Annotated in this window: 15 protein-coding genes and 1 pseudogene; 7 read left to right on the forward strand and 9 right to left on the reverse strand. The window is 66.8% G+C overall.

Features of this window, described 5'->3' with window-relative positions; genetic code table 11:
* The first annotated feature begins 14 nt into the window (after positions 1-14).
* Positions 15-1,268, forward strand: a complete 1,254-nt coding sequence (locus AC27L4_RS05450; protein WP_487141037.1) for a D-amino acid dehydrogenase — start codon at positions 15-17, stop codon at positions 1,266-1,268.
* Between the two features lie 234 nt (positions 1,269-1,502).
* Positions 1,503-2,228, forward strand: a complete 726-nt coding sequence (locus tag AC27L4_RS05455; protein WP_487141038.1) for a type 1 glutamine amidotransferase — start codon at positions 1,503-1,505, stop codon at positions 2,226-2,228.
* 198 nt (positions 2,229-2,426) lie between these two features.
* On the opposite strand, the gene AC27L4_RS05460 is transcribed toward AC27L4_RS05455, so the two are convergent.
* The gene (locus AC27L4_RS05460; protein WP_487141039.1) at positions 2,427-4,052 is read right to left on the reverse strand and encodes a GMC family oxidoreductase; all 1,626 of its coding nucleotides are present in this window, start codon (positions 4,050-4,052) and stop codon (positions 2,427-2,429) included.
* Positions 4,053-4,145: 93 nt separating this feature from the next.
* Between AC27L4_RS05460 and AC27L4_RS05465 the strand changes: the two genes are divergently transcribed.
* Complete coding sequence (locus AC27L4_RS05465; RefSeq protein ID WP_487141040.1) at positions 4,146-5,036, forward strand: LysR family transcriptional regulator; 891 nt, start codon at positions 4,146-4,148, stop codon at positions 5,034-5,036.
* A gap of 81 nt (positions 5,037-5,117) precedes the next feature.
* Here the strand turns inward: AC27L4_RS05465 and hisN are convergent, their stop codons facing one another.
* The 6 genes from hisN to AC27L4_RS05495 form a co-directional block, all read right to left on the reverse strand.
* Positions 5,118-5,903 carry a histidinol-phosphatase gene (hisN, locus tag AC27L4_RS05470; protein ID WP_487141041.1) on the reverse strand — a complete coding sequence of 262 codons (786 nt, stop codon included), beginning with the start codon at positions 5,901-5,903 and terminating at the stop codon, positions 5,118-5,120.
* A gap of 161 nt (positions 5,904-6,064) precedes the next feature.
* Entirely contained in the window at positions 6,065-6,838 is a 774-nt protein-coding gene (locus tag AC27L4_RS05475; RefSeq protein WP_487141042.1) for a DeoR/GlpR family DNA-binding transcription regulator, read from the reverse strand.
* A 77-nt stretch (positions 6,839-6,915) separates the two neighbouring features.
* The gene (locus tag AC27L4_RS05480) at positions 6,916-7,977 is read right to left on the reverse strand and encodes a helix-turn-helix transcriptional regulator (protein ID WP_487141043.1); all 1,062 of its coding nucleotides are present in this window, start codon (positions 7,975-7,977) and stop codon (positions 6,916-6,918) included.
* 192 nt (positions 7,978-8,169) lie between these two features.
* Positions 8,170-9,003, reverse strand: coding sequence for a tryptophan 2,3-dioxygenase (kynA, locus tag AC27L4_RS05485; RefSeq protein ID WP_487141044.1), 834 nt, complete (start codon positions 9,001-9,003; stop codon positions 8,170-8,172).
* Positions 9,000-10,193: a kynureninase gene (gene kynU / locus AC27L4_RS05490; protein ID WP_487141045.1), complete on the reverse strand. Its 1,194-nt coding sequence runs from the start codon at positions 10,191-10,193 to the stop codon at positions 9,000-9,002. The genes kynA and kynU overlap by 4 nt, the downstream gene beginning before the upstream one ends.
* Before the next feature lie 131 nt (positions 10,194-10,324).
* Positions 10,325-11,716 (reverse strand): aldehyde dehydrogenase family protein, encoded by a 1,392-nt coding sequence (locus AC27L4_RS05495; RefSeq protein WP_487141046.1) that lies wholly within the window; start codon positions 11,714-11,716, stop codon positions 10,325-10,327.
* A 171-nt stretch (positions 11,717-11,887) separates the two neighbouring features.
* On the opposite strand from AC27L4_RS05495, the gene AC27L4_RS05500 reads away from it, so the two are divergent.
* Positions 11,888-13,216 carry a UbiD family decarboxylase gene (locus tag AC27L4_RS05500; protein ID WP_487141047.1) on the forward strand — a complete coding sequence of 443 codons (1,329 nt, stop codon included), beginning with the start codon at positions 11,888-11,890 and terminating at the stop codon, positions 13,214-13,216.
* A 22-nt stretch (positions 13,217-13,238) separates the two neighbouring features.
* On the forward strand, positions 13,239-14,558 hold the full coding sequence (locus AC27L4_RS05505) for a protoporphyrinogen/coproporphyrinogen oxidase (protein ID WP_487141048.1): 1,320 nt from the start codon (positions 13,239-13,241) through the stop codon (positions 14,556-14,558).
* A gap of 540 nt (positions 14,559-15,098) precedes the next feature.
* Here the strand turns inward: AC27L4_RS05505 and AC27L4_RS05510 are convergent.
* Positions 15,099-15,398: a hypothetical protein gene (locus AC27L4_RS05510; protein WP_487141049.1), complete on the reverse strand. Its 300-nt coding sequence runs from the start codon at positions 15,396-15,398 to the stop codon at positions 15,099-15,101.
* A 533-nt stretch (positions 15,399-15,931) separates the two neighbouring features.
* Here AC27L4_RS05510 and AC27L4_RS05515 point away from each other — a divergent pair.
* Positions 15,932-17,377 (forward strand): annotated as a pseudogene (locus AC27L4_RS05515) (IS701 family transposase).
* 140 nt (positions 17,378-17,517) lie between these two features.
* Here the strand turns inward: AC27L4_RS05515 and AC27L4_RS05520 are convergent.
* Positions 17,518-17,925, reverse strand: coding sequence for a hypothetical protein (locus AC27L4_RS05520; RefSeq protein WP_487141050.1), 408 nt, complete (start codon positions 17,923-17,925; stop codon positions 17,518-17,520).
* Between the two features lie 696 nt (positions 17,926-18,621).
* On the opposite strand from AC27L4_RS05520, the gene AC27L4_RS05525 reads away from it, so the two are divergent.
* Positions 18,622-19,385 (forward strand): IS5 family transposase gene (locus tag AC27L4_RS05525; RefSeq protein ID WP_487141051.1). Its coding sequence is split into 2 segments (ribosomal slippage): positions 18,622-18,937 and positions 18,937-19,385, totalling 765 coding nucleotides; the frame shifts between segments, so codons are not numbered across the junction.
* The last annotated feature ends 34 nt before the right edge of the window (positions 19,386-19,419 follow it).

Genomic DNA, 19,419 nt, shown 5'->3' on the forward strand with positions numbered 1-19,419 from the left:
CAGGACCCTTCCAGATGAAGATCGTCATTCTCGGCGCGGGCGTGATCGGCGTCACCTCGGCCTACTATCTCGCCAAGGCCGGGCACGAGGTCACCGTGCTCGACCGCCAGAGCGCACCGGCGCTCGAGACCAGCTTCGCCAATGCCGGCGAGGTCTCCCCCGGCTACGCCTCGCCCTGGGCCGCGCCCGGCATCCCGGTGAAGGCGGTCAAGTGGCTGTTCATGAAGCATGCGCCGCTGATCATCCGCCCGATCGCCGATGCGGCGACCTGGCGCTGGATGATCGCCATGCTGCGCAACTGCACGGCCGAGCGCTATGCGCTGAACAAGGGCCGCATGGTGCGCCTGGCCGAATACAGCCGCGACTGCCTGATCGCGCTCAGGGCCGAGACCGGCATCCGCTATGACGAGCGCATGCAGGGCACGCTGCAGGTATTCCGCACCCAGAAGCAGCTCGACGGCATCGGCAAGGACATCGAGGTGCTGAAGGCCGACGGCGTGCCGTTCGAGGTGCTCGATGCCGCCGGCTGCGCCGCAGCCGAGCCCGGCCTCGGCCCGGTGCGCGACAAGATCGTCGGCGGCCTGCGCCTGCCGAACGACGAGACCGGCGACTGCTTCAAGTTCACCAACGCCCTGGCCGAGCTGTGCAAGGGGCTCGGCGTCATCTTTCGCTTCGGCGTCGACATCCGGGGCCTGAGGGCCGAGGCCGGACGCATCGCCGCCGTGGAGACCGCCTCGGGGGCGGTGACGGCCGATGTGTTCATCGCGGCGCTGGGCAGCCACGCCCCGCCCCTGCTCGCACCGCTCGGCCTGCGCCTGCCGATCTACCCGGTCAAGGGCTATTCGATCACCGTGCCGATCGTGGACGAGGCGCGGGCGCCGGTCTCCACCGTGATGGACGAGACCTTCAAGGTGGCGATCACCCGCCTCGGCGACCGCATCCGCGTCGGCGGCATGGCCGAGATCGCCGGCTTCAGCAACGACCTGCCGCCGCAGCGGCGGGCGACGCTCCAGCATTCGGTCGAGGACCTGTTCGGCGGGGCCGGCGACCAGCGCCGCGCCACCTTCTGGTCCGGCCTCAGGCCGATGACGCCGGACGGCACGCCGATCATCGGCCCGACCCGCTACGCCAACCTCTACCTCAACGGCGGCCACGGCACGCTGGGCTGGACCATGTCCTGCGGCTCGGGCCGCGCGCTCGCCGACCTCGTCAGCGGCCGCAAGCCGGATATCGAGACCGCCGACCTCGCCCTCGGCCGCTATCGCTGAGCAGCGTCCCGTGGCGATCTTCACGATCGGTTCGGCATTCCCGACGCAAGATCGGCGCCGCCCGCACTCGCGCGTGCGGGCGGGTTCGGGCAGGCGCGCCGGGAGGCGGATCGTGTCGTCGTCAGCGACCGGGACCAGATCGGCGGGCAGGACACCCCGGATGAGTTTTTCCGCAATCCGCAGAGCGGCCGCGCCGAGTTGCGCCTCGGCCGGCTCCTGCCTGGACAGGCCATCATGAAGCGCGCCCTCGTGCTCCAGCACATGAACTGCGACCATCCCGGCCGCTTCCTCGATTTCTTCGCGGAGGATGGCATCGTTCCCGAGCCCGTGCGCCTGTGGGAGGGAGAGGCGATCCCCAGCCTGGCGCCCTATGACCTGATGTTCGTCCTGGGCGGGGCGCAGGACACTTGGCAGGAGGAGACATATCCCTGGCTGGCCGCCGAGAAGCAGGCCATCCGCGAATGGGTCCGCGATCGAGCCAGGCCCTATATCGGCGTTTGCCTCGGCCACCAATTGCTGTGCGACGCGCTGGGCGGCACGGTGGGCGCGGCACGGGACGGCGAGGTCGGCGTATTCGACATCGACCTCACCGAGGCCGGCCGGAGCCACGACCTCTTCGGCGGCATCGACGGTCCGCAGAAGGTCATGCAGTGGCACATGGCCGAGGTGACACAGGCGCCGCCGGGTGCGAGCGTGCTCGCATCGTCGGGCCGGACGCCCGTGCAGGCCGTCGCCATCGACCGGCACGCCATCGGCACGCAGTTCCACATGGAGTTCTCGCCGCAGACCATGGCGACCTGGGCCTCCCTGCCCGACTATCTCGCCTCGCTCGAGAAGCACCGCGGCCCTGGCTCCTACCGCCGGCTCCTGGCCGAGGCCTATCCGCTGATGCCGAGGATGAACGCGATGGCGCGGCGCATCTACGACAACCTCGCCGAGGCGTCCGGCCTGCGGCGCTAAAGCGTTTTGCGATTTGACGGAATCGCGTCAAGTCGCAAAGACGCGTCGAAACAAGGAGTTAGAGCAACGTGCGTTTCCACCAAAACGCGCTTTGCTCTAGCCCGTGCGCCGGCGGAGGCGTTCCGCCCTGCGGGCGACACGCCCGGATGCGGCGAGTCCGTTGTCCGCCGAAGCCGCGCCGGGGCGGAAACGGCGCGATCAGGCTCGCGCCTTCCCCGCCGCCAGGATCATGTCCGCTCCCTTCATCGCGATCATCGCGGTCGGGGTGTTGGTATTGCCCGAGACGATCAGCGGCATCACCGAGGCATCGATGATGCGAAGCCCTTCGGCGCCGATGCAGCGAAGGGAGGCGTCGACCACGGCATCCCCGTCGGATGTCCTGCCCATCCTGGCCGTGCCGACCGGATGGAAGATCGTCGTCCCGATGTCGCCGGCCGACCTGGCAAGGGATTCGGCATCGTCGCCCACCGACGGGCCCGGCAGGAATTCCTCGGGCCGGAGGCCGCGCAGCGCCGGCTGCCGCATCAGGCGGCGCGTCACGCGGATCGCATCCGCCGCCACCCGGCGATCCTCGTCGGTCGACAGGTAGTTGGGGCGGATCAGCGGCGCCTTGGCGGGATCGCTCGCCGTGATCCTCACGACGCCGCGCGACGTCGGACGCAGGTTGCAGGCCGCCACCGTGATCGCCGAGAAGCGGTGCAGCGGATCGCCGAACTTGTCGAGCGACAGCGGCTGGACGTGGAACTCGATGTTGGCCCGCTCCTGGGCCGGGTCGGAGCGCGTGAAGATGCCGAGCTGCGAGGGCGCCATCGTCAGCGGCCCGCGCCGCCGGACGGCATAGTCCACGCCCATGCAGGCCTTGTGGAAGAGGGAATGATAGATGTCGTTCAGCGTCCGCGCGCCGTGCACCTTGTAGATGGCGCGCTGCTGCAGGTGGTCCTGCAGATTGCGCCCGACGCCCGGGCGATCGATCGCGGTCTCCACGCCGGCGCCCTGCAGCCATTCGCCCGGCCCGATGCCGGAGCGGTGGAGGATCTGCACCGAGCCGATGGCGCCGGCGCTCAGGATGACCTCGCCGCGCGCTTCCGCGATATGCCAGGAGCCGTCGGCCCGCCGGTATCGGACGCCGGTTGCGCGATTGCCCTTCATCTCCAGCCGGTCGACGAGGACATTCGTGGCGAGCGTCAGGTTCGGCCGTCCGAGCGCCGGCTTGAGGAAGCCGCGCGCCGACGACCACCGGCGTCCACGCTTCTGGTTGACGTGAAAATAGCCCGCGCCTTCGTTGTCGCCCCTGTTGAAGTCGTCCGACCGCGGAATGCCCATCTCCACGGCGGCGGCGCGCACGGCGTCGAGAACGGGCCAGGACAGCCGCGGGGCCTCCACCCGCCAGCCGCCGCCGGCGCCGTGATGGTCCCCCTGCCCGAGGAAATGGTCCTCGATCCTGCGGAACACCGGGAGGACGTCGCTCCACCCCCAGCCGGGCAGGCCGAGGTCGCGCCAGCCGTCATAGTCGGCCGCCTGGCCGCGCATCACGATCATGGCGTTGATCGCCGAGGAGCCGCCGATGACCTTGCCGCGCGGATAGGCGAGGCTGCGGCCGTTGAGGCCCGGCTCGACCTCGGTGCGGAACATCCAGTCCGACCTCGGATTGCCGATGGCGAACAGGTATCCGACCGGGATGTGAAACCAGATCCAGTTGTCCCGGCCGCCGGCCTCGAGAAGCAGGACGCGGTTCGACGGATTTTCGGACAGGCGGTTGGCGAGAATGCATCCGGCGGTTCCCGCCCCGACGACGATATAGTCGAAAGCTTCCTGCATCCTCATCTCCAAAGGTCGTGTCCTTCGCATTGCGCGACGCCGCAGCGCGAGACAACGCCGAAGGGCTCAAGTAGCTTGTGCAAAAACAGGCTCTGAACCATGGATTGGGACGATATCAGGATTTTCCTGCACGTCGCTCGCGCCGGCCAGATCAACAATGCCGCGCGCGCCCTCGGCCTCGACCACTCGACGGTCAGCCGCCGGCTGATGCGGCTGGAAGGCGACGTCGGCTCGAACCTCTTCGACCGCGCCGGCCGGCGCCTGAAGATCACCGCCACGGGCGAGAACCTTCTGCTGACGGCCGTGACGATGGAATCGCTGGTGCTGAAAAACGCCGGCGCGATCGCCGGCGAGACCGGCCGGGTCCGCATCGGGGCGCCCGAGGGCTTCGGCGTGGCCTATCTCGCATCGCGGCTGCCCGACATCGCCGCGGATCATTCCGGACTCGAACTGGAGCTGGTCGCGCTCCCGCGCAGCTACTCGCTCGCCTCGCGCGAGGTCGACATCGCCATCACGCTCGACCGGCCGGATTCCGGCAGCGTCTATACCCGCCGTCTCACCGACTACCGGCTCGGCTTCTTCGCATCGCGCGCCTATCTGGACGCCCATGGCCCGCCGGCCACGCTCGACGCGCTCACCCGCCACGCGCTCTGCGGCTACATCCCCGAGCTCCTGCACACGGACGAGCTCGACTACCTCGACGCGCCCGAGCTCAGCCTCGTGCCGCGGCTGCGCGTGACCAGCATCGTCGGCCAGCGCGAGATCGTGGAGGCCGGCAGGGCCCTGGCCGTCCTGCCCTATTTCATGGCCGCCGGAAGGCCCGGGCTGGTGCCGGTGCTTGTCGATGCGTTTTCGATCAAGCGAAGCTACTGGATGTCGGTCCACGAGGATCTGCGCGGCATCGCCCGGGTCCAGGCGGTGACGGGCGAACTGGTCAGGCTCGTGCGCGACGATGCCGACGTGTTCGCCCTCGTCGGCCGGCCGTCCTGATCCCCGGCTGGGCCGATGGGTCGTGACCGGCCTGCGCTTCGGCGCCGCCCTGGATGCGGCTCCGGGAATGGACCGGCGCCGTCATGCGCCGGTCAGCAGGCGCAGGGCCATCTCATGCAGCCTCGGCGTCGCCGAAGCGAGGACCGAGCCACCCTCCTCGGCCCTCGTGCCGTCGAGCCGGGTCACGACGCCGCCCGCCCTTTCGATGATCGGGATGAGCGCCACGATGTCGTGGGGCTGCAGGGAGGGCTCCACCGCCAGATCGATCCGGCCGGCCGCCAGCATGGCGAAGGCATAGCACTCGCCGCCATAGCGGGTCATCCTGACCGCGGCAGCCAGCCGCCGGAACCCGTCCTCGAGGTCGCCATGATAGTGCTCGGGCGAGTTGGTGTGCAGGATGGCTTGCGACAGCGCGCCGACATCACGCGTGCGCAGGGGCTGGCGCTGCCCGGCGCGCTCGCACCACGCCCCGCCCGCATCCGCCCAGAACCGCTCCGCGACGAAGGGCTGGCTCATCATCCCCATTTCCGCCCGCCCGTGCACGGTCAGGCCGATCAGCGTTGCCCATACCGGAATGCCGCAGATGAAAGGCCGGGTTCCGTCCACCGGGTCCAGCACCCAGCGATAGGGGCCGCTCCCCGTCTCGCCCAGTTCCTCGCCCAGGATCGCGTGATCGGGATACTCGGCCGCGATCGCCGCCCGCAGCGCGATCTCGGCTTGCCGGTCCGCCTCCGTCACCGGATCGAAGCTGTAGCCCGGCTTGACTTTGGTCTCGACCGCCAGATCCCTGCGGTAGCGCGGCAGGGTTTCGGCGTCGGCGACATCGGCCAGGCGGTGCAGGAAGGCAGGATCGGGCAGGTTCGACAAGGCTGGTCTCCATGTTGCGCCGCCTCTCGCCCGCTCCTCGGCGGGCCTCCCGACGACATATCATAAACGCGCACAAATATGTACAAACAGGTACAATCGCGAGCAATGAAGAGCCTGCCGGCACCGGCCAAAGCGTGCCGGAGCACTCGCGAAAGCTCTCGTCAGGCGGCGAACTCGATTTGCACGCCGTGCCCGCGAAGGGCCTCGAGAACCTCCGCATCCACGTCGCTCTCGACGACCAGATGGCTGATCGCGCCCGGCCTGCCGATCTGGAAGGGAGCAACGGCCGGGATCTTGTCGCTGGTGACGGCAACCGCCAGCCGCGTGCTGCGCCGGAGCATCGCGCGCTTGACCTCGGCCTCGGCATGGTTGAACGCGGTGACGCCGACCGTGCCGTCGACGCCGCATGCGCCAAGGAAGAACAGATCGGCGTTGACATGCTCCAGCTCGCGCAGGGTGGTGCCGCCCAGGCAGGCGCCGGTATTCTGGTCATAAAGGCCGCCCAGGACCACGATCCTCGCGAGGCTGTGCTCCGCCAGCGCCGCCGCCACCGCCGGCGCATTGGTCACGATGGTCAGGGGCATGTCCCGCGGCAAGGCTGCGGCAATGGCGACATTGGTCGAGCCCGCGTCGATCAGGATCGTCTGGCCGGCCCGAACCAGCCCGGCCGCCGCAGCCGCCAGCCGTGACTTGCTGGCGACCGCCTCGTGCATGCGCTCGCCGATCCGCCCGGCCGCATGCGCCCCGGCGAGGGCTCCGCCATAGACCTTCCGGCAGGCCCCCGCCTTGGCGAGGTCGCGGAGGTCCCGGCGGATCGTATCCTCGGACACGCGGAATTCCCGTGCCAGCTCGTTGGCCATAACCTTCCCGTCGCGGGCCAGCCGGTCGAGGATGACGACCTGGCGTTCCCCGGCGAACAAGGCGTGCACGGTCATGTCGATTTATCCATATTCCTTCCCGTTATTCCAGAAGCGGCACGTCCGCGCAACCGGAGAACACGGAGGCGGCCCGATCAGCGCCCGCCGGCCGCCGTGACACGCTGGCGGGCCTGCTTCGGGGTCAGCCCGAAATGCGCGCGGAAGGCGGAGGTGAAGCTGGCCTGGTGGCGGAAGCCGACCGCATGGGCGACGGCGGCGATGGGGAGCTGGTCCACGACCAGCAGCTCCATGGCGCGGTCCATGCGGCGGCGGTTGCGGTAGGCGAAGATCGTCGTGCCGTAGAGCAGCCGGAAGCCGCTCTTCAGCTTGGTGGCATTGGTGCCGAGCTTGCGCGCCAGGATCGGGATGGTCTGCGATCCCGAGAAATCGGTCGCCAGCACCTCCCCGGCGCGGTTGAACATGTCCAGCTCGCGGGCGGTGAAGACGATCGACTCGTCCTGCGCCGCGCCGCTGCGGTCGATGGCGTCGGCCGAGAGCGCCAGCAGCTCGAGGATACAGGCGGCCGCCAGCGGCAGGCCGCGCGGTCCCTCGAATCCGATCTCGAACAGGCCGCGCAGCCGACGCAGGAAGTCCAGGTCGATCTTCTGCTCCGTCATCGCCATGGTGGCGTCGGCGGGACGCAGCAATTGCCGCACCATGGCGCGCCCGCCGTTCAGGCCGAAGCTGTGCTCGAGCAGGACGGGCCGGACATAGAGGCTGAGCATCCTGTAGGCGCCGGGCTGGCAGACGACATCATAGGCCATCCCCGGCGCCTGCCGGCAGGCCAGCAGCGAAATGCTCGCCGGCGCGGTGGAGTCGCGCTCCTGGGGCAGGGACAATTCGACCGGTCCCTCGAGCAGGAAATGGAACTCGACCAGCCCCTCGGCCGGCACCCGCTCGTGCCTGACGGCTGCGAAGCGGCAATCGGTCAGGACGGCGAAGATGTCGTCGGCGATCGCCAGGAAGCGCCAGAACCCCTCCCCCTCCTCGGCCGGCAGGTCGACGCGGGTGTGGAATATCCGCAGCCGCTCGTCGGCCTGCCCGGCCGCGCCGCCCGCCGCCAGGCGCCGGAACACGGCGGCGACCGTCCCCTCCGCGCCGCCGAGATGCGCGCGGAACAGGCCCTTCCTGCCGGCAGCAAGCCCGCTCTCGTTCATCCCCTCCGCTCTCCGGCCTTCCCGCGGTGAGAGACATAGGCCGGAGCAGGCGGAAAGCAAACGGGTCCGTCCGGACCCGGCCGTCAGGCCGGACCCTCATCGCGGCGGACCAGGCCGCAGTCGATCCCGAACAGATCCCGGCACCGGCCAAGCTGCGTCATGGTGCCGGGATGGACCGGGGTCTCGCCCCGCTCACAAATCCGTCCTGACGTGCCACAGCTCCGGGAAGAGCTCGACCTCCAGCATCCGGCGCAGATAGCTCACGCCGCCCGTCCCGCCCGTACCCCGCTTGAAGCCGATGATCCGCTCCACCGTGGTGACGTGGTTGAAGCGCCAGCGGCGGAAATAGTCCTCGAAATCCACCAGCTTCTCGGCCAGCTCGTAGAGCGGCCAGTGATGCTGCGGATCGGCGTAGACCTGCCGCCAGGCCTCCCGGACTTTCGGGTTCTCCTCCCGGCTCTGGCGCAGGTCGGGGCGCGGCTCCCCGCCCACGTCGAAGCCGTTGCGCTGCAGCAGCGCGATCGCCTCGTCGTAGATCGATTTCTCGGCGAGGATCGCCTCCAGCCTGGCGACGATCTCGGGCCGGTGCTCGTGCGGGCGGAGCATGGCCAGGTTGCGGTTGCCGGCCAGGTATTCGATCGCCCGGTACTGCCAGGACTGGAAGCCCGAGGACTGGCCGAGCGCCGGGCGCATCAGGTTGTATTCGGACGGCGTCATCGTCCGCAGCACGTCCCAGGCGGAGTTGAGCTGGTCGAAGATCCGCGCCACCCGCGTCAGCATCTTGAAGGCGGGCTGCAGCTCGTCCCGGCGCAGCGCCCGGGCCGCCGAGCCCATCTCGTGGATGGCGAGCTTCATCCACAGCTCGGACGTCTGGTGCTGGATGATGAACAGGAGCTCGTCATGCGCGCCGGACAGCGGCTCCTGTGCGTCGAGGATCCGGTCCAGGCGCAGATAGTCGCCATAGGACATCTTGCGGCTGAACGACATTTCCGCCCCTTCGGCGGCGGGATCGTAGGGCTGGCTCATGTCACCGCCGCCTTGCGATGGAACTCGGCCCGGTCCCAATGCCGCCCGTCCAGCACCTCGGCCAGGATCGCCACGGCCCGGTCGACCTCCTCGGGGCCGAGATAGAGCGGCGTGAAGCCGAAGCGCATGGCGTCCGGCGCACGGAAATCGCCGATCACGCCCCTGGCGATCAGCGCTTGCATCACGGCATAGGCATGCGGGTGGCGGAAGGACACCTGGCTGCCGCGGCCGTTCGGATCGCGCGGGCTGGCGAGCGCCAGCTCGGGGCAGCGGGCCTCGACCCCGGCGATGAAGCGCTCGCTGAGCTCGATCGAGCGCCGGCGCACGTCGCCCATGTCCACCGCGTCCCAGACGTCCAGCGCCGCCTCCAGCGCGGTCAGCGCGACGACCGGCGGCGTGCCGACGCGCATGCGCTCGATGCCGGGTGCGGGACGATAGTCGAGGTCGAAGGCGAAGGGGGCCGCGTGGCCCATCCAGCCGGACAGGCTGGGACGCGCCCGCTCGGCATGGCGCGGCGCCACATAGATGAAGGCGGGCGCGCCCGGCCCGCCGTTCAGGTATTTGTAGGTGCAGCCGACGGCGAAATCCGCGTCCGCGCCGGTCAGGTCGACCTCCACCGCGCCGGCGGAATGGGCGAGGTCCCAGACGGCGAGCGCGCCGGCCGCATGAGCCCGGGCGGTGAGACGCTTCATGTCGTGCAGGCGGCCGGTGCGGTAGTCCACCTCGGTGATCAGCGTCACCGCCACCGTCTCGTCGATGGCGCCCTCCACCGCCTCGGGCTCCACCACCTTCAGCTCATAGCCGCGCCCGAGCGAGGCCAGGAGGCCTTGCGCCATGTAGAGGTCCGAGGGGAAATTGCCGCTGTCGGACAGCACCACGCGGCGCCCGGGATTGAGTTCGAGCGCCGAGGAGAGCGCCTGGTAGACCTTGATGGAGAGCGTGTCTCCCATCACTACCGTGCCGGGCGCGGCGCCGATCAGCCGGGCGACGCGGTCGCCGACCTTGCGGGGCTGCACGTACCATCCGGCGGTGTTCCAGCCGCGGATGAGCTGGTCGCCCCATTCCTCGGCCAGCATCCGCGCCACGCGCTCGCCCGCGGCGACCGGCAGCGGTCCCAGCGAATTGCCGTCGAGATAGACGACGCCCTCCGGCAGATGGAAGGCCCTGCGGGTCTCGGCGAAGTCGGTCATGGTACGGACGCCCTGGTGTCGTGTTTCCAACGCTCGATTCCGATCGCCGTGCCGGGAACACGGCACAGACCGGCATCACCCGGAGTCCATGTCCGACGGATCGGTACGAGCCGTCGGAGGCGGAGCACCGGTCAGGCTGCGATCGAACGGATGACTATCGCCTTTTTGCGCAGGAAGCGACGGAAACCTCCGTAGCCGTAGCGGCTGCCGCCGAGCCCGGAGCAGCCGAAGGCGGTCTTCTCCGCCCGCGCGCCGACGCCGCCCATCGTGTCGAAATCATTGATCCACAGGCCGCCGGCATTGATGCGGCGGCCGATGGCGACCGCCCTGTCCTCCTCGCCGATGACGGCGGCGGACAGGCCGAACGCGGTGTCGTTGGCAAGCCGCACCGCCTCGTCCTCGCCGTCGAAGGCCATGATCGGCACGATCGGGCCGAAGGTCTCGTCGCGCATGACCGCCATGTCCTGCGTGACGCCGACCAGCACCGTCGGCTCGCACCACAGGCCGCCGCCATGCTCGACGATCCTGCCGCCGGTCAGCACCCTGGCGCCCTTGGCGAGGGCGTCGGCGATCTGCTCGCGCAGGATCTCCGCCTGCCGGGCGAAGATGATCGGCCCGAGCTCGCCCTGCCGGATGTCGTCGGTGTTCATCTCCAGCGCCGCCATGCGCGCCACCACGCGCTCGCAGACCGCGTGGTAGATGCCGCGCTGCACATAGACCCGCTCGATGGCGCAGCACAGCTGGCCGGAATTCTCCACCGCCCCGCGCACGATGATCTCGGCGGCGAAGTCCGGCTCGGCGCTGTCCAGCACCACCGCCGGATCGCTGCCCCCGAGTTCCAGGAACACGGTCTTGAACTGCGCGGCCGCCCGCTCCTGGACCTTGCGGCCGGTGCGCACCGAGCCGGTGAACACCAGCGTGTCGGTGAGGTCGACGATGGCGCCGCCGGTCTCGCCGTCGCCCTCGAAGATGTCGAGCACGTCGCGCAGATGCTCCACCTCGGCGATCGCCGCGCGGAAGGGCCGGATGAAGCGCGGCGTCACTTCCGAAGGCTTGACCGCCACGGCCGAGCCCGCCAGCAGGGCGGTGATGGCGTCGATCATGCACAGGATCAGCGGATAGTTCCACGGCGAGACGATGCCCACCAGCTCGTAGGGCACGTGCTGCTGCTGGAAGCGCAGCCCGGGATCGGACGAGGTGCCGCTCGCCTCGGCCAGCGCCTCCGCGGCCGTGGCGCAGCGCATGCGCGTGATGCCCTTCAGCCCCTCGAGCTCGGCGACGGACATGTCGTAGCGGCCGGTGTCGACGCACAGGGCCTCGAGGATCGCGTCGAAATGCCGGTCGACCGCATCGCACAGGGCGAGCATGGCCTTGGCCCGTCCCTCGACGCCGAGCGCGGCCCAGGCCGGCTGGGCGGCCCGCAGCTCGCCGCAGCGCGCCTCCAGGCGTTCCCGATCGAAGGGGGTAATCGCATAGTCGTCGACGCCGGTGCGCGGATTGCGGATGCGAAGCGTGCGGGTCATGGTCCATCCTTAGTCGCGGTTGGCCCGAGCATGGCCGAGACCGCGCGCCCGGCAAAGGGCGCGCCGCGTCCGATTGCCGAATTCGAAAAGAATAGGGCCGGCACGACAAAAGCGCGGGCTGTCATCGGCCGGCGCAACCGGCTTAACTGGCCGGATGCGGAGGAGGCGGCCATGCGGCGATTCATCGACGATCTTGCCGGACGCGGCGAGCTGGCGGTCGTGTCCCGCCCGGTCGACCCGTGCCACCAGCTCGCGGCCGTCACCAAGGCCGTCCAGAAGGCCGGCGAGCAGGCCGTGCTGTTCGAGACCGTCCTGGGCAGCGGCTTTCCCGTCGTGTCCAACCTGTTCGGCAGCCATGAGCGCCTGTGCCGGCTGATCGGCGCCGGGGACAAGACCTTCTGCCAGAGATGGATCGAGCTGACCGACGCCTGCATCGCCGGCCGCGACGCCGACGTGCTCGAACCGGCCCCCGCGGCGGTTGCTGCCGAATTCCGGGACGGGACGCTGTCCGACCTGCCGGCCATCACCTACCACGCCCGCGACGCCGGCCCCTACTTCACCTCGGCCATCTTCCTCGCCCGCGAGCCCGACAGCGGCGTGCCGAACCTGTCCTTCCACCGCGCCATGCAGGTCTCGGACGCCGAGCTGCGGGTGCGGCTCGGCTCCACGCACGACCTCGCCCGCTACCAGGCCAAGGCCGAGGCGCGCGGCGAGGCGCTGGAGGCGGCGCTGCTGCTCTCCGGGCCGCCGGAGATCTTCCTGGCGGCCTGCGCCTCCCTGCCCTACGAGGCGTCCGAGCTGGTGATGGCCGCCCGGATCGCCGGCGCCAGGCTGCCGATGCGGCCTTGCAAGACCATCGGGCTCGACGTGCCCGCATCGGTCGACATCGTGGTGGAGGGGCGCTTCCTGCCCCATGTCAAGCGCCCGGAGGGTCCGTTCGGCGAGTTCATGGGCAATTATGTCGAGGTCGGCGACAACCATGTCTTCGAGGTCAGCCATGTCGCCTATCGCCCCGGCGCCGTGCTGCACGGGCTGGTCTGCGGTTCGCCGGAGGATCTGCGGCCGCTGGAGGCCGTGACCGCGGCCCGCGTCTACCGCCATGTCGCAGCGCAGGTGCCGGGCGTGATCGACGTGTGCTGCCGGCCCAACGTGATGATCTCCATCATCAAGATCCGCAAGACCTATGAGGGTCAGGGCAAGCACGTGATCCTCGCCGCCCTCGGCTCCCAGCTCGACTACAACAAGGTCGTGATCGTGGTGGACGAGGACGTGGACATCTACGATCTCGACGACGTCATGTGGGCCTACATGACGCGCGGGCGCGCCGACACCCGCGCCATGATCCTCAACGACATCCCCGGCTTCTACCGCGACCCGCACAAGGATCACTGGGGGCGGCTGTGCATCGACGCCACCATGCCCTTCGGCCGCGAGGCGGAGTTCGCGCGCAAGACCGTCCCCGGCGAGGCGGCGATCGACCTGCGCGAGTGGCTGGCGTGAGCCGCGGCGCGTCGGGGCAGTGATGACCGGCAAGCGGATCGTCGTGATCGGGGCCGGCATTGCCGGCCTGGTCGCCGCCCGGCGGCTCGCCCGGGCCGGCCATGCCGTGCGCGTGCTGGAAGCCGGCGCGGTGCCCGGCGGACGGGTCGGCCAACGGGAGGTGCGCGGCATCCGCTTCAATGCGGGGGCCAGGCTCGTCTACGCCTTCAGCAAGCCGTTCAATGCCCTGCTCGACGAGATCGGCCTGACGCCGGCGCTGGTGCCCATCCGCCGTCTCTCGGCCGAATGCGTCGGCGCCGACGGGTGCTGGCCCGTCGACCTGATGCCCGGCCCGGCAAGCCTGCTCACGCCGGGCCTCGCCCTAGCCGAGCGGCTGCGCTTCCCGGCCTTCGGGCTGAGGACGCTCGCCGCCCGCACCGATCCCGACGACGCGGCCTCAGCGCCCGCCGCGGACGGCGTGACGCTGGCCGACCATGTCCGCCGCAACCTCGGTCCCAACGTGCTGGAGCGGATGGTCGAGCCGATCTTCCGCGGCACGCGCTGCTGGAACGCCGAGGAGGTATCGGCCGCCTTCTTCGCCTCGACCATGCCGCATCTGGTCGGGCGCGCCACGGTGTACGGCTTCCAGGGCGGAATGGACCGGCTGCCGCGCGCCCTGGCCGAGGGCCTCGCCATCGATTGCGGCACGCGCGTGAGCCGCGTCGAGACGCCGGACCAAGGCCCCTGCCGCGTCCGGGCCGAGCACGGCGGCGAGACGGTCGTCCACGAGGCCGATCTCGTGCTCTGCGCCACGGAAGGCTCGCTCGCTGCCGACCTCTTTCCCGACCTGCCGCAGGAGGAGCGCTGCTTCTTCGCCGGCGTGCGCTACAATGCGCTCGGCGTCGTCCACTACAGGCTGAACCGGCAGGTCGAACCGGCGATGCGCTTCTTCACGCGCGCGGCCGCCGGCCCCCTCGCCACCTGGCAGCAGATCCCGGGCGACGCGGCGGCCGGGCAGGCGCCGCAGCTCTATGCGCAATTGTCGCCGGAGGCCGTCGCCGAGGCCCTGGAGCGCGGCATGACCGGAGGGCTGGACGCGCTGGTGGCCGGGCGCGTACGCGAGCTCTATCCGGACCTCGACCGGGACTGCGCCGACCTGCACGGCCAGTGGATCGCCCGCAAGCTGCCGATGTTCTATCCCGGCTATGCCGGCGCCATGGCCGCCTTTCGCGAGCGGCAGTCGGCGACCCGGCGCCGGGTCTATTTCTGCGGCGACTACCTCGCCCAGGCCCTCGTCACAGGGGCGGCGGCGAGCGGCGAGCGCGCGGCGCGCGACTGCATGCGCCACTGGGCGGATGCGTAGACATCGAGAGCCGGCTCGGTATGTTTGGACAGTTGAAGCTGCCGGATAAGTGGGTTTCGTCCTCGGCGGGCGGGATGTTGCCGATGGGATCGAGCAAGCGGCGGTGATTGAATCAGAATTCCAGTGACGTTGCGTTTATCTACCACCTTCTCCCTATCCATCCTGGGTCGCAACTCCGGCGGGGCAGGCCCCAAGCCGAAACAGGACGTGAATTCGGAAGATAGATGCACTGCACTATAACCGACTGCGCGGTCCTTCGCTGCGCTGCAGCCTTCAGTGACACGCGATTCACCGGCGCGGCAAACAGCATTCCAACAGAATTTGCCCGTCGTTCACCGGAAAACCTGCGAACACGAACAAATTCTGCTGCTTCAATAAACGAAAAATCTCCCGAATTTACTCAAAAAGTCCATTGACAAACTATCGAGACATTAGACAACGGTGCATCTAATTTATTAAATGCGCTGTCATCGGGATTCCACAGGGATTCCAATAGGCGATTTTCAAAACAGCCTCTAAGGACAGGCAGCCGCCAACGTCTTAGTCCGCAAGGCGGCCTTGCCCGGACGCATACTGATCAATTAACGAGAATCCTTCTTCGGAAAACATTAATATTTTTCCCTCAAATTTGTCTCTATCCAATTCCGAAATTGCCAGAACATATTCAAATTCTTCACAGTAACACAAATCACAAGGCATAACATCGATTTTATCATAGAAACCTATGGCTGGAAATGACTTATTAATTTCTTCATTAAATTTCCTATCGACGAAAACTACAGCCGGAACAACATTTTCAATACTGAATTTGACAGAAATCTCTTCCGTCAACTCAGCCATACGCTTCTTGGCTTCGGCGCTTATTCTAAAATTCAACATTGCCGCCTCTCATCGCTCTCTGATGATCTAATTATCGTTCAGAATATTCCCCGAATGTACAAGCGGACTGTCAATTGCCAAAGCTCTTGGCGCTATTCGTTGCCCAACTTTAACAACAACTTTAAAGGACCCGAAGTCGTAAACTGCCATAGTCTCCAAATTTACCGTCCAAGCCACAACTCGCTCGCCAATAAGATTAGGGCCTCCCATGAATTTATAATCGGAGTCGGGATTGTATCCGACTGGCGAGATATTTAGTGAGCGAACACTCTGCCACCCCCCGGAAGGCAGACTAGATCGCTCCGCTTTAGCAGCCTCGAACGCCGCAACGGCCGCCTCAGCCGTGATAGCACCCATTGCGGTCTCTGTCTCGCCATAGTAGCCGGCACGCCTAATCTTACTGAGTCAGAAAGACGCGGATTGGATCGGTATTTTGGGGCGAGCCGCCGGCGTATGGTGTTGGACTGATTTGGCCGGCATCATCGGAGGGTGGGATGGACGGTTTGGCGAGCCGGGAGAGTGAAGCGCGCTTTTCGAGCTATGTCGAGGGTCTTGTCGGGGTGATCGGGCATGCGGACCGGGCGGAGCCGCTGCGCGCTTATTGTCTCGGGCTGCTGCTGCCGGGTGAGCGCAAGAGCGTGGAGCCGATGGCGGCGGTGACGGCGCCGTCCCGGGTGGCGGCGCAGCATCAGGCGCTGCTGCATTTTGTCGGCAATGCGCCGTAGCCGGATGAGCCGGTGCTGGCCAAGGTGCGCGAGCAGGTGCTGCCGGCGATCGAGCGCAGTGGGCCGATCGAAGCCTGGATCATCGATGACACGGGCTTTCCGAAGAAGGGGCGTCATTCGGTCGGGGTGACGCGGCAAGATTGCGGCCAGCTCGGCAAGCAGGACAACTGCCAGGTGGCGGTGAGCCTGTCGATCGCCAACCATGCCGCCAGCCTGCCGGTGGCCTACCGGCTGTACCTGCCGGAAGATTGGGCGGCAGATCCGCTGCGGCGGGCCAAGGCGGGCGTGCCGCCGGAGGTGGCGTTTGCGACCAAGCCGGAGATCGCGCTGGCCCAGCTGCGGGCGGCGTGTGCGGCAGGTCTTCCACGAGGGACGGTGCTGATGGATGCCGGCTATGGCGTCGACACGCGCCTGCGCACCGAGATCACCGCCCTCGGTCTTCGCTACGCAGCGGGCCTGACGTCGACCATGACGGTGTGGCCGCCCGGCACCGGGCCGTTGCCGCCGCGGGAGCGGAGCGGCCGGGGCCGGCCGGGCACGCGCCTGCGCCGGGATGCCGAGCATCGGCCGGTCACGGTCAAGACCCTGGCGCTCAGCCTGCCGGCTTCGGCCTGGGAAACCATCCGTTGGCGCGAGGGCGCGGCCGACTGGCTGAGCTCGCGCTACGCCAGGGTGCGCGTGCGCCCGGCCCACCGCGACCAGCAGCTCACCCAGCCGCGCCCGGAAGAATGGCTGCTGATCGAATGGCCCGAAAGCGAGGCGGAGCCGGTCAAATATTGGTTCTCCACCCTGCCCGAGGCCATCCCCTTCGCCGACCTGGTCGATGTCACCAAGCTGCGCTGGCGCATCGAACGCGACCACCAGGATCTCAAGCAGGAGGTCGGGCTCGGCCACTACGAAGGGCGAGGCTGGCGAGGCTTCCACCATCACGCCACCCTGTGCATCGCCGCCTACGGCTTCCTGGTCTGCGAAAGGGAGACGATTCCCCCCTCTGGACCGGGCACCGCCGCGAACCTCCCGCAACCTGCCCTTCCCGACGATTATCGACCCCGAGGCGCCGCCGATCCGGCCCGAACGGCACATGCCCAACTCGATCGCCTCCATGCGCCGACGCCTCACCGTCGCTCTCGCCGGCAGCCTGCAGCGCTGTCCCTGCTGCAACGCACCGCGCAAGCCACCGACTGTCCCACAACGCTTGTGACGCAGCAAGACTAACACGCGCCTGCCATCACCCCAAAGTCACCGTAATGCGGCGCGGCTTCCGCTATGAGAGCGTCGGCCGCAAGGGCGTCAGCGGGGGGCGATGTAGGCGCAGTCCATCCACCGGGATTCCGGAATCCTGCCGGAATCCAAAGCTACCCGCTGAAGTTGGACCTCAATATCGCGCAATCGCTTCGCCGCACTGTCATTTCAAAGAAGGGAAAAATATGACCTAAACTATTAGGCGTTCCTTTTGGATTTACTAGCAATGCCCAAAATATCTCTTCAGACCAATCGATGAATTCAATATCAAAGTCTCGAAAATTATATTTCTGCCCCTCAAGAAATGAATCTATGCTAGGGATGCATCTCTTATAGTTATACGGAAGATAAAATCTGGGTAGCGATTTTGCCGCTGCGGGGGCGTCATAATACGGAGAAGGGGGCTTCTCTCCAGGCTTCGGCAATTCGGCCGCACGAATTCCCTTCGCACTCTCAGCAAAGACAAGAAGGAGAAGAAGCACTCTAATCGCTACTAGCATTCTAAGCATGATCTGCTCCATCAAGCTAATCATCAAGGGAGCCGCATTGGGCCAGGCCGGACGCGGCGCGACGGAGTCACGGTGACTGTCACCGGAATCCTGCCGGAATCCAAGGTTAACCGCTGAAGTTGGACTTCAATATCGCGCAATCGCTTCGCCGCGCTGTCATTTCAAAGAAGGAGGAAATATGACCTAAAATATTAGGCGTTCCTTTTAGGTTTACTAGCAGCGTCCAAAATACTTCTTCAGACCAATCGATGAATTCAATATTAAAGTCTCGAAAATTATATTTCTGCTCCTCAAGAAACGAATCTATGCTAGGGATGCATCTCTTATAATTATACGGAAGATAAAATCTGGGTAGCGATTTTGCCGCATTCCCGCACGAGCTCCATCCAAGAACGATGAGCGTTGCCAAGAGCCTCCACACAATACCCATCTTAGGACTCATCTCCAAATTGGCACGATCCGGGCGCACCAGACATACTCCACCGATGTGTTGTGGTCAGCAATGATCGCATTCCAGGTATAGACGGCTCTCACTGTGACTTCGATCAAGATTCCTGTGCACGTCCGGCACGAACGCACGGCCAACTCTGCACAGGACCCCCTACCGGTCTCTTCCGTCATGGTCAATTCACTAGGGCGTAAACTCATAAAATGGTTTGGTGTTTATGGCGAGGCGTGATTCAAGGTTTCCGAACAGGGAAGTCTTCGATGACGCACCGTCGCCACGAACTCACGGACCATGAATGGTCAATTCTTTCGCCGCGACTGCCGAACAAACCGCGCGGTGTTCCCCGTGTGGATGACCGGCGTGTGCTGAATGGCATTCTCTGGCGGTTTCGGACTGGTTCGCCCTGGTCAGAAATCCCGGAGCGCTACGGTCCACCAACCACCTGCTACAACCGCTTCGTCCGCTGGCGGAAAGCCGGGGTCTGGGACCGGCTTCTGGAAGCGGTTTCGGAAGCTTACGATGGTGACATCGTCATGATCGACTCCAGCTGTGTCCGCGTTCACCAGCATGCGGCCACGGGAAAAAGGGGGATGGCGAGGATGGCGGCATGGGACGTTCCCGCGGCGGACTTACGAGCAAAATCCACGCGCTCGTGGACGCCGAAGGCCGTCCCGTCACCCTCCGTCTGACCGGCGGGCAGATCGCCGACTGCACCGAGGCCGACGCGTTGACGGACCAACTCGGCGAGGGAACCATCCTCTTGGCCGACAAGGGGTATGATAACAATGCCATTCGGGCCAAGGCCGCCGAGCGCAAGGCCTGGGCCAACATCCCGCCGAAGTCAAACCGCAAGGCCTCCTTTGTCTTCTCGCCCTGGGTCTATCGGCAGCGCAACCTCGTGGAGCGCTTCTTTAACAGGATCAAGCAGTTCCGAGGCATCGCAACCCGATATGACAAGCGGCCCGAGAACTTTCTCGCAGCCGTAAAGCTCATCGCAGCAAAAATATGGTGCCAAAGTTTATGAGTCGACGCCCTAATCTTACTGAGTCAGAAAGACG

This window comes from Labrys sp. Lb11, assembly GCF_057554225.1.

What these genes read in the sequence shown, in the direction of transcription:
- AC27L4_RS05450 (WP_487141037.1), top strand. Translation starts at nt 15, where the DNA reads ATGAAGATCGTCATTCTCGGCGCGGGCGTGATCGGCGTCACCTCGGCC.
- AC27L4_RS05455 (WP_487141038.1), top strand. Translation starts at nt 1,503, where the DNA reads ATGAAGCGCGCCCTCGTGCTCCAGCACATGAACTGCGACCATCCCGGC.
- AC27L4_RS05460 (WP_487141039.1), bottom strand. Translation starts at nt 4,052, where the DNA reads ATGAGGATGCAGGAAGCTTTCGACTATATCGTCGTCGGGGCGGGAACC.
- AC27L4_RS05465 (WP_487141040.1), top strand. Translation starts at nt 4,146, where the DNA reads ATGGATTGGGACGATATCAGGATTTTCCTGCACGTCGCTCGCGCCGGC.
- AC27L4_RS05475 (WP_487141042.1), bottom strand. Translation starts at nt 6,838, where the DNA reads ATGACCGTGCACGCCTTGTTCGCCGGGGAACGCCAGGTCGTCATCCTC.
- AC27L4_RS05480 (WP_487141043.1), bottom strand. Translation starts at nt 7,977, where the DNA reads ATGAACGAGAGCGGGCTTGCTGCCGGCAGGAAGGGCCTGTTCCGCGCG.
- kynA (WP_487141044.1), bottom strand. Translation starts at nt 9,003, where the DNA reads ATGAGCCAGCCCTACGATCCCGCCGCCGAAGGGGCGGAAATGTCGTTC.
- kynU (WP_487141045.1), bottom strand. Translation starts at nt 10,193, where the DNA reads ATGACCGACTTCGCCGAGACCCGCAGGGCCTTCCATCTGCCGGAGGGC.
- AC27L4_RS05495 (WP_487141046.1), bottom strand. Translation starts at nt 11,716, where the DNA reads ATGACCCGCACGCTTCGCATCCGCAATCCGCGCACCGGCGTCGACGAC.
- AC27L4_RS05500 (WP_487141047.1), top strand. Translation starts at nt 11,888, where the DNA reads ATGCGGCGATTCATCGACGATCTTGCCGGACGCGGCGAGCTGGCGGTC.
- AC27L4_RS05505 (WP_487141048.1), top strand. Translation starts at nt 13,239, where the DNA reads ATGACCGGCAAGCGGATCGTCGTGATCGGGGCCGGCATTGCCGGCCTG.
- AC27L4_RS05510 (WP_487141049.1), bottom strand. Translation starts at nt 15,398, where the DNA reads ATGGCTGAGTTGACGGAAGAGATTTCTGTCAAATTCAGTATTGAAAAT.
- AC27L4_RS05520 (WP_487141050.1), bottom strand. Translation starts at nt 17,925, where the DNA reads ATGGAGCAGATCATGCTTAGAATGCTAGTAGCGATTAGAGTGCTTCTT.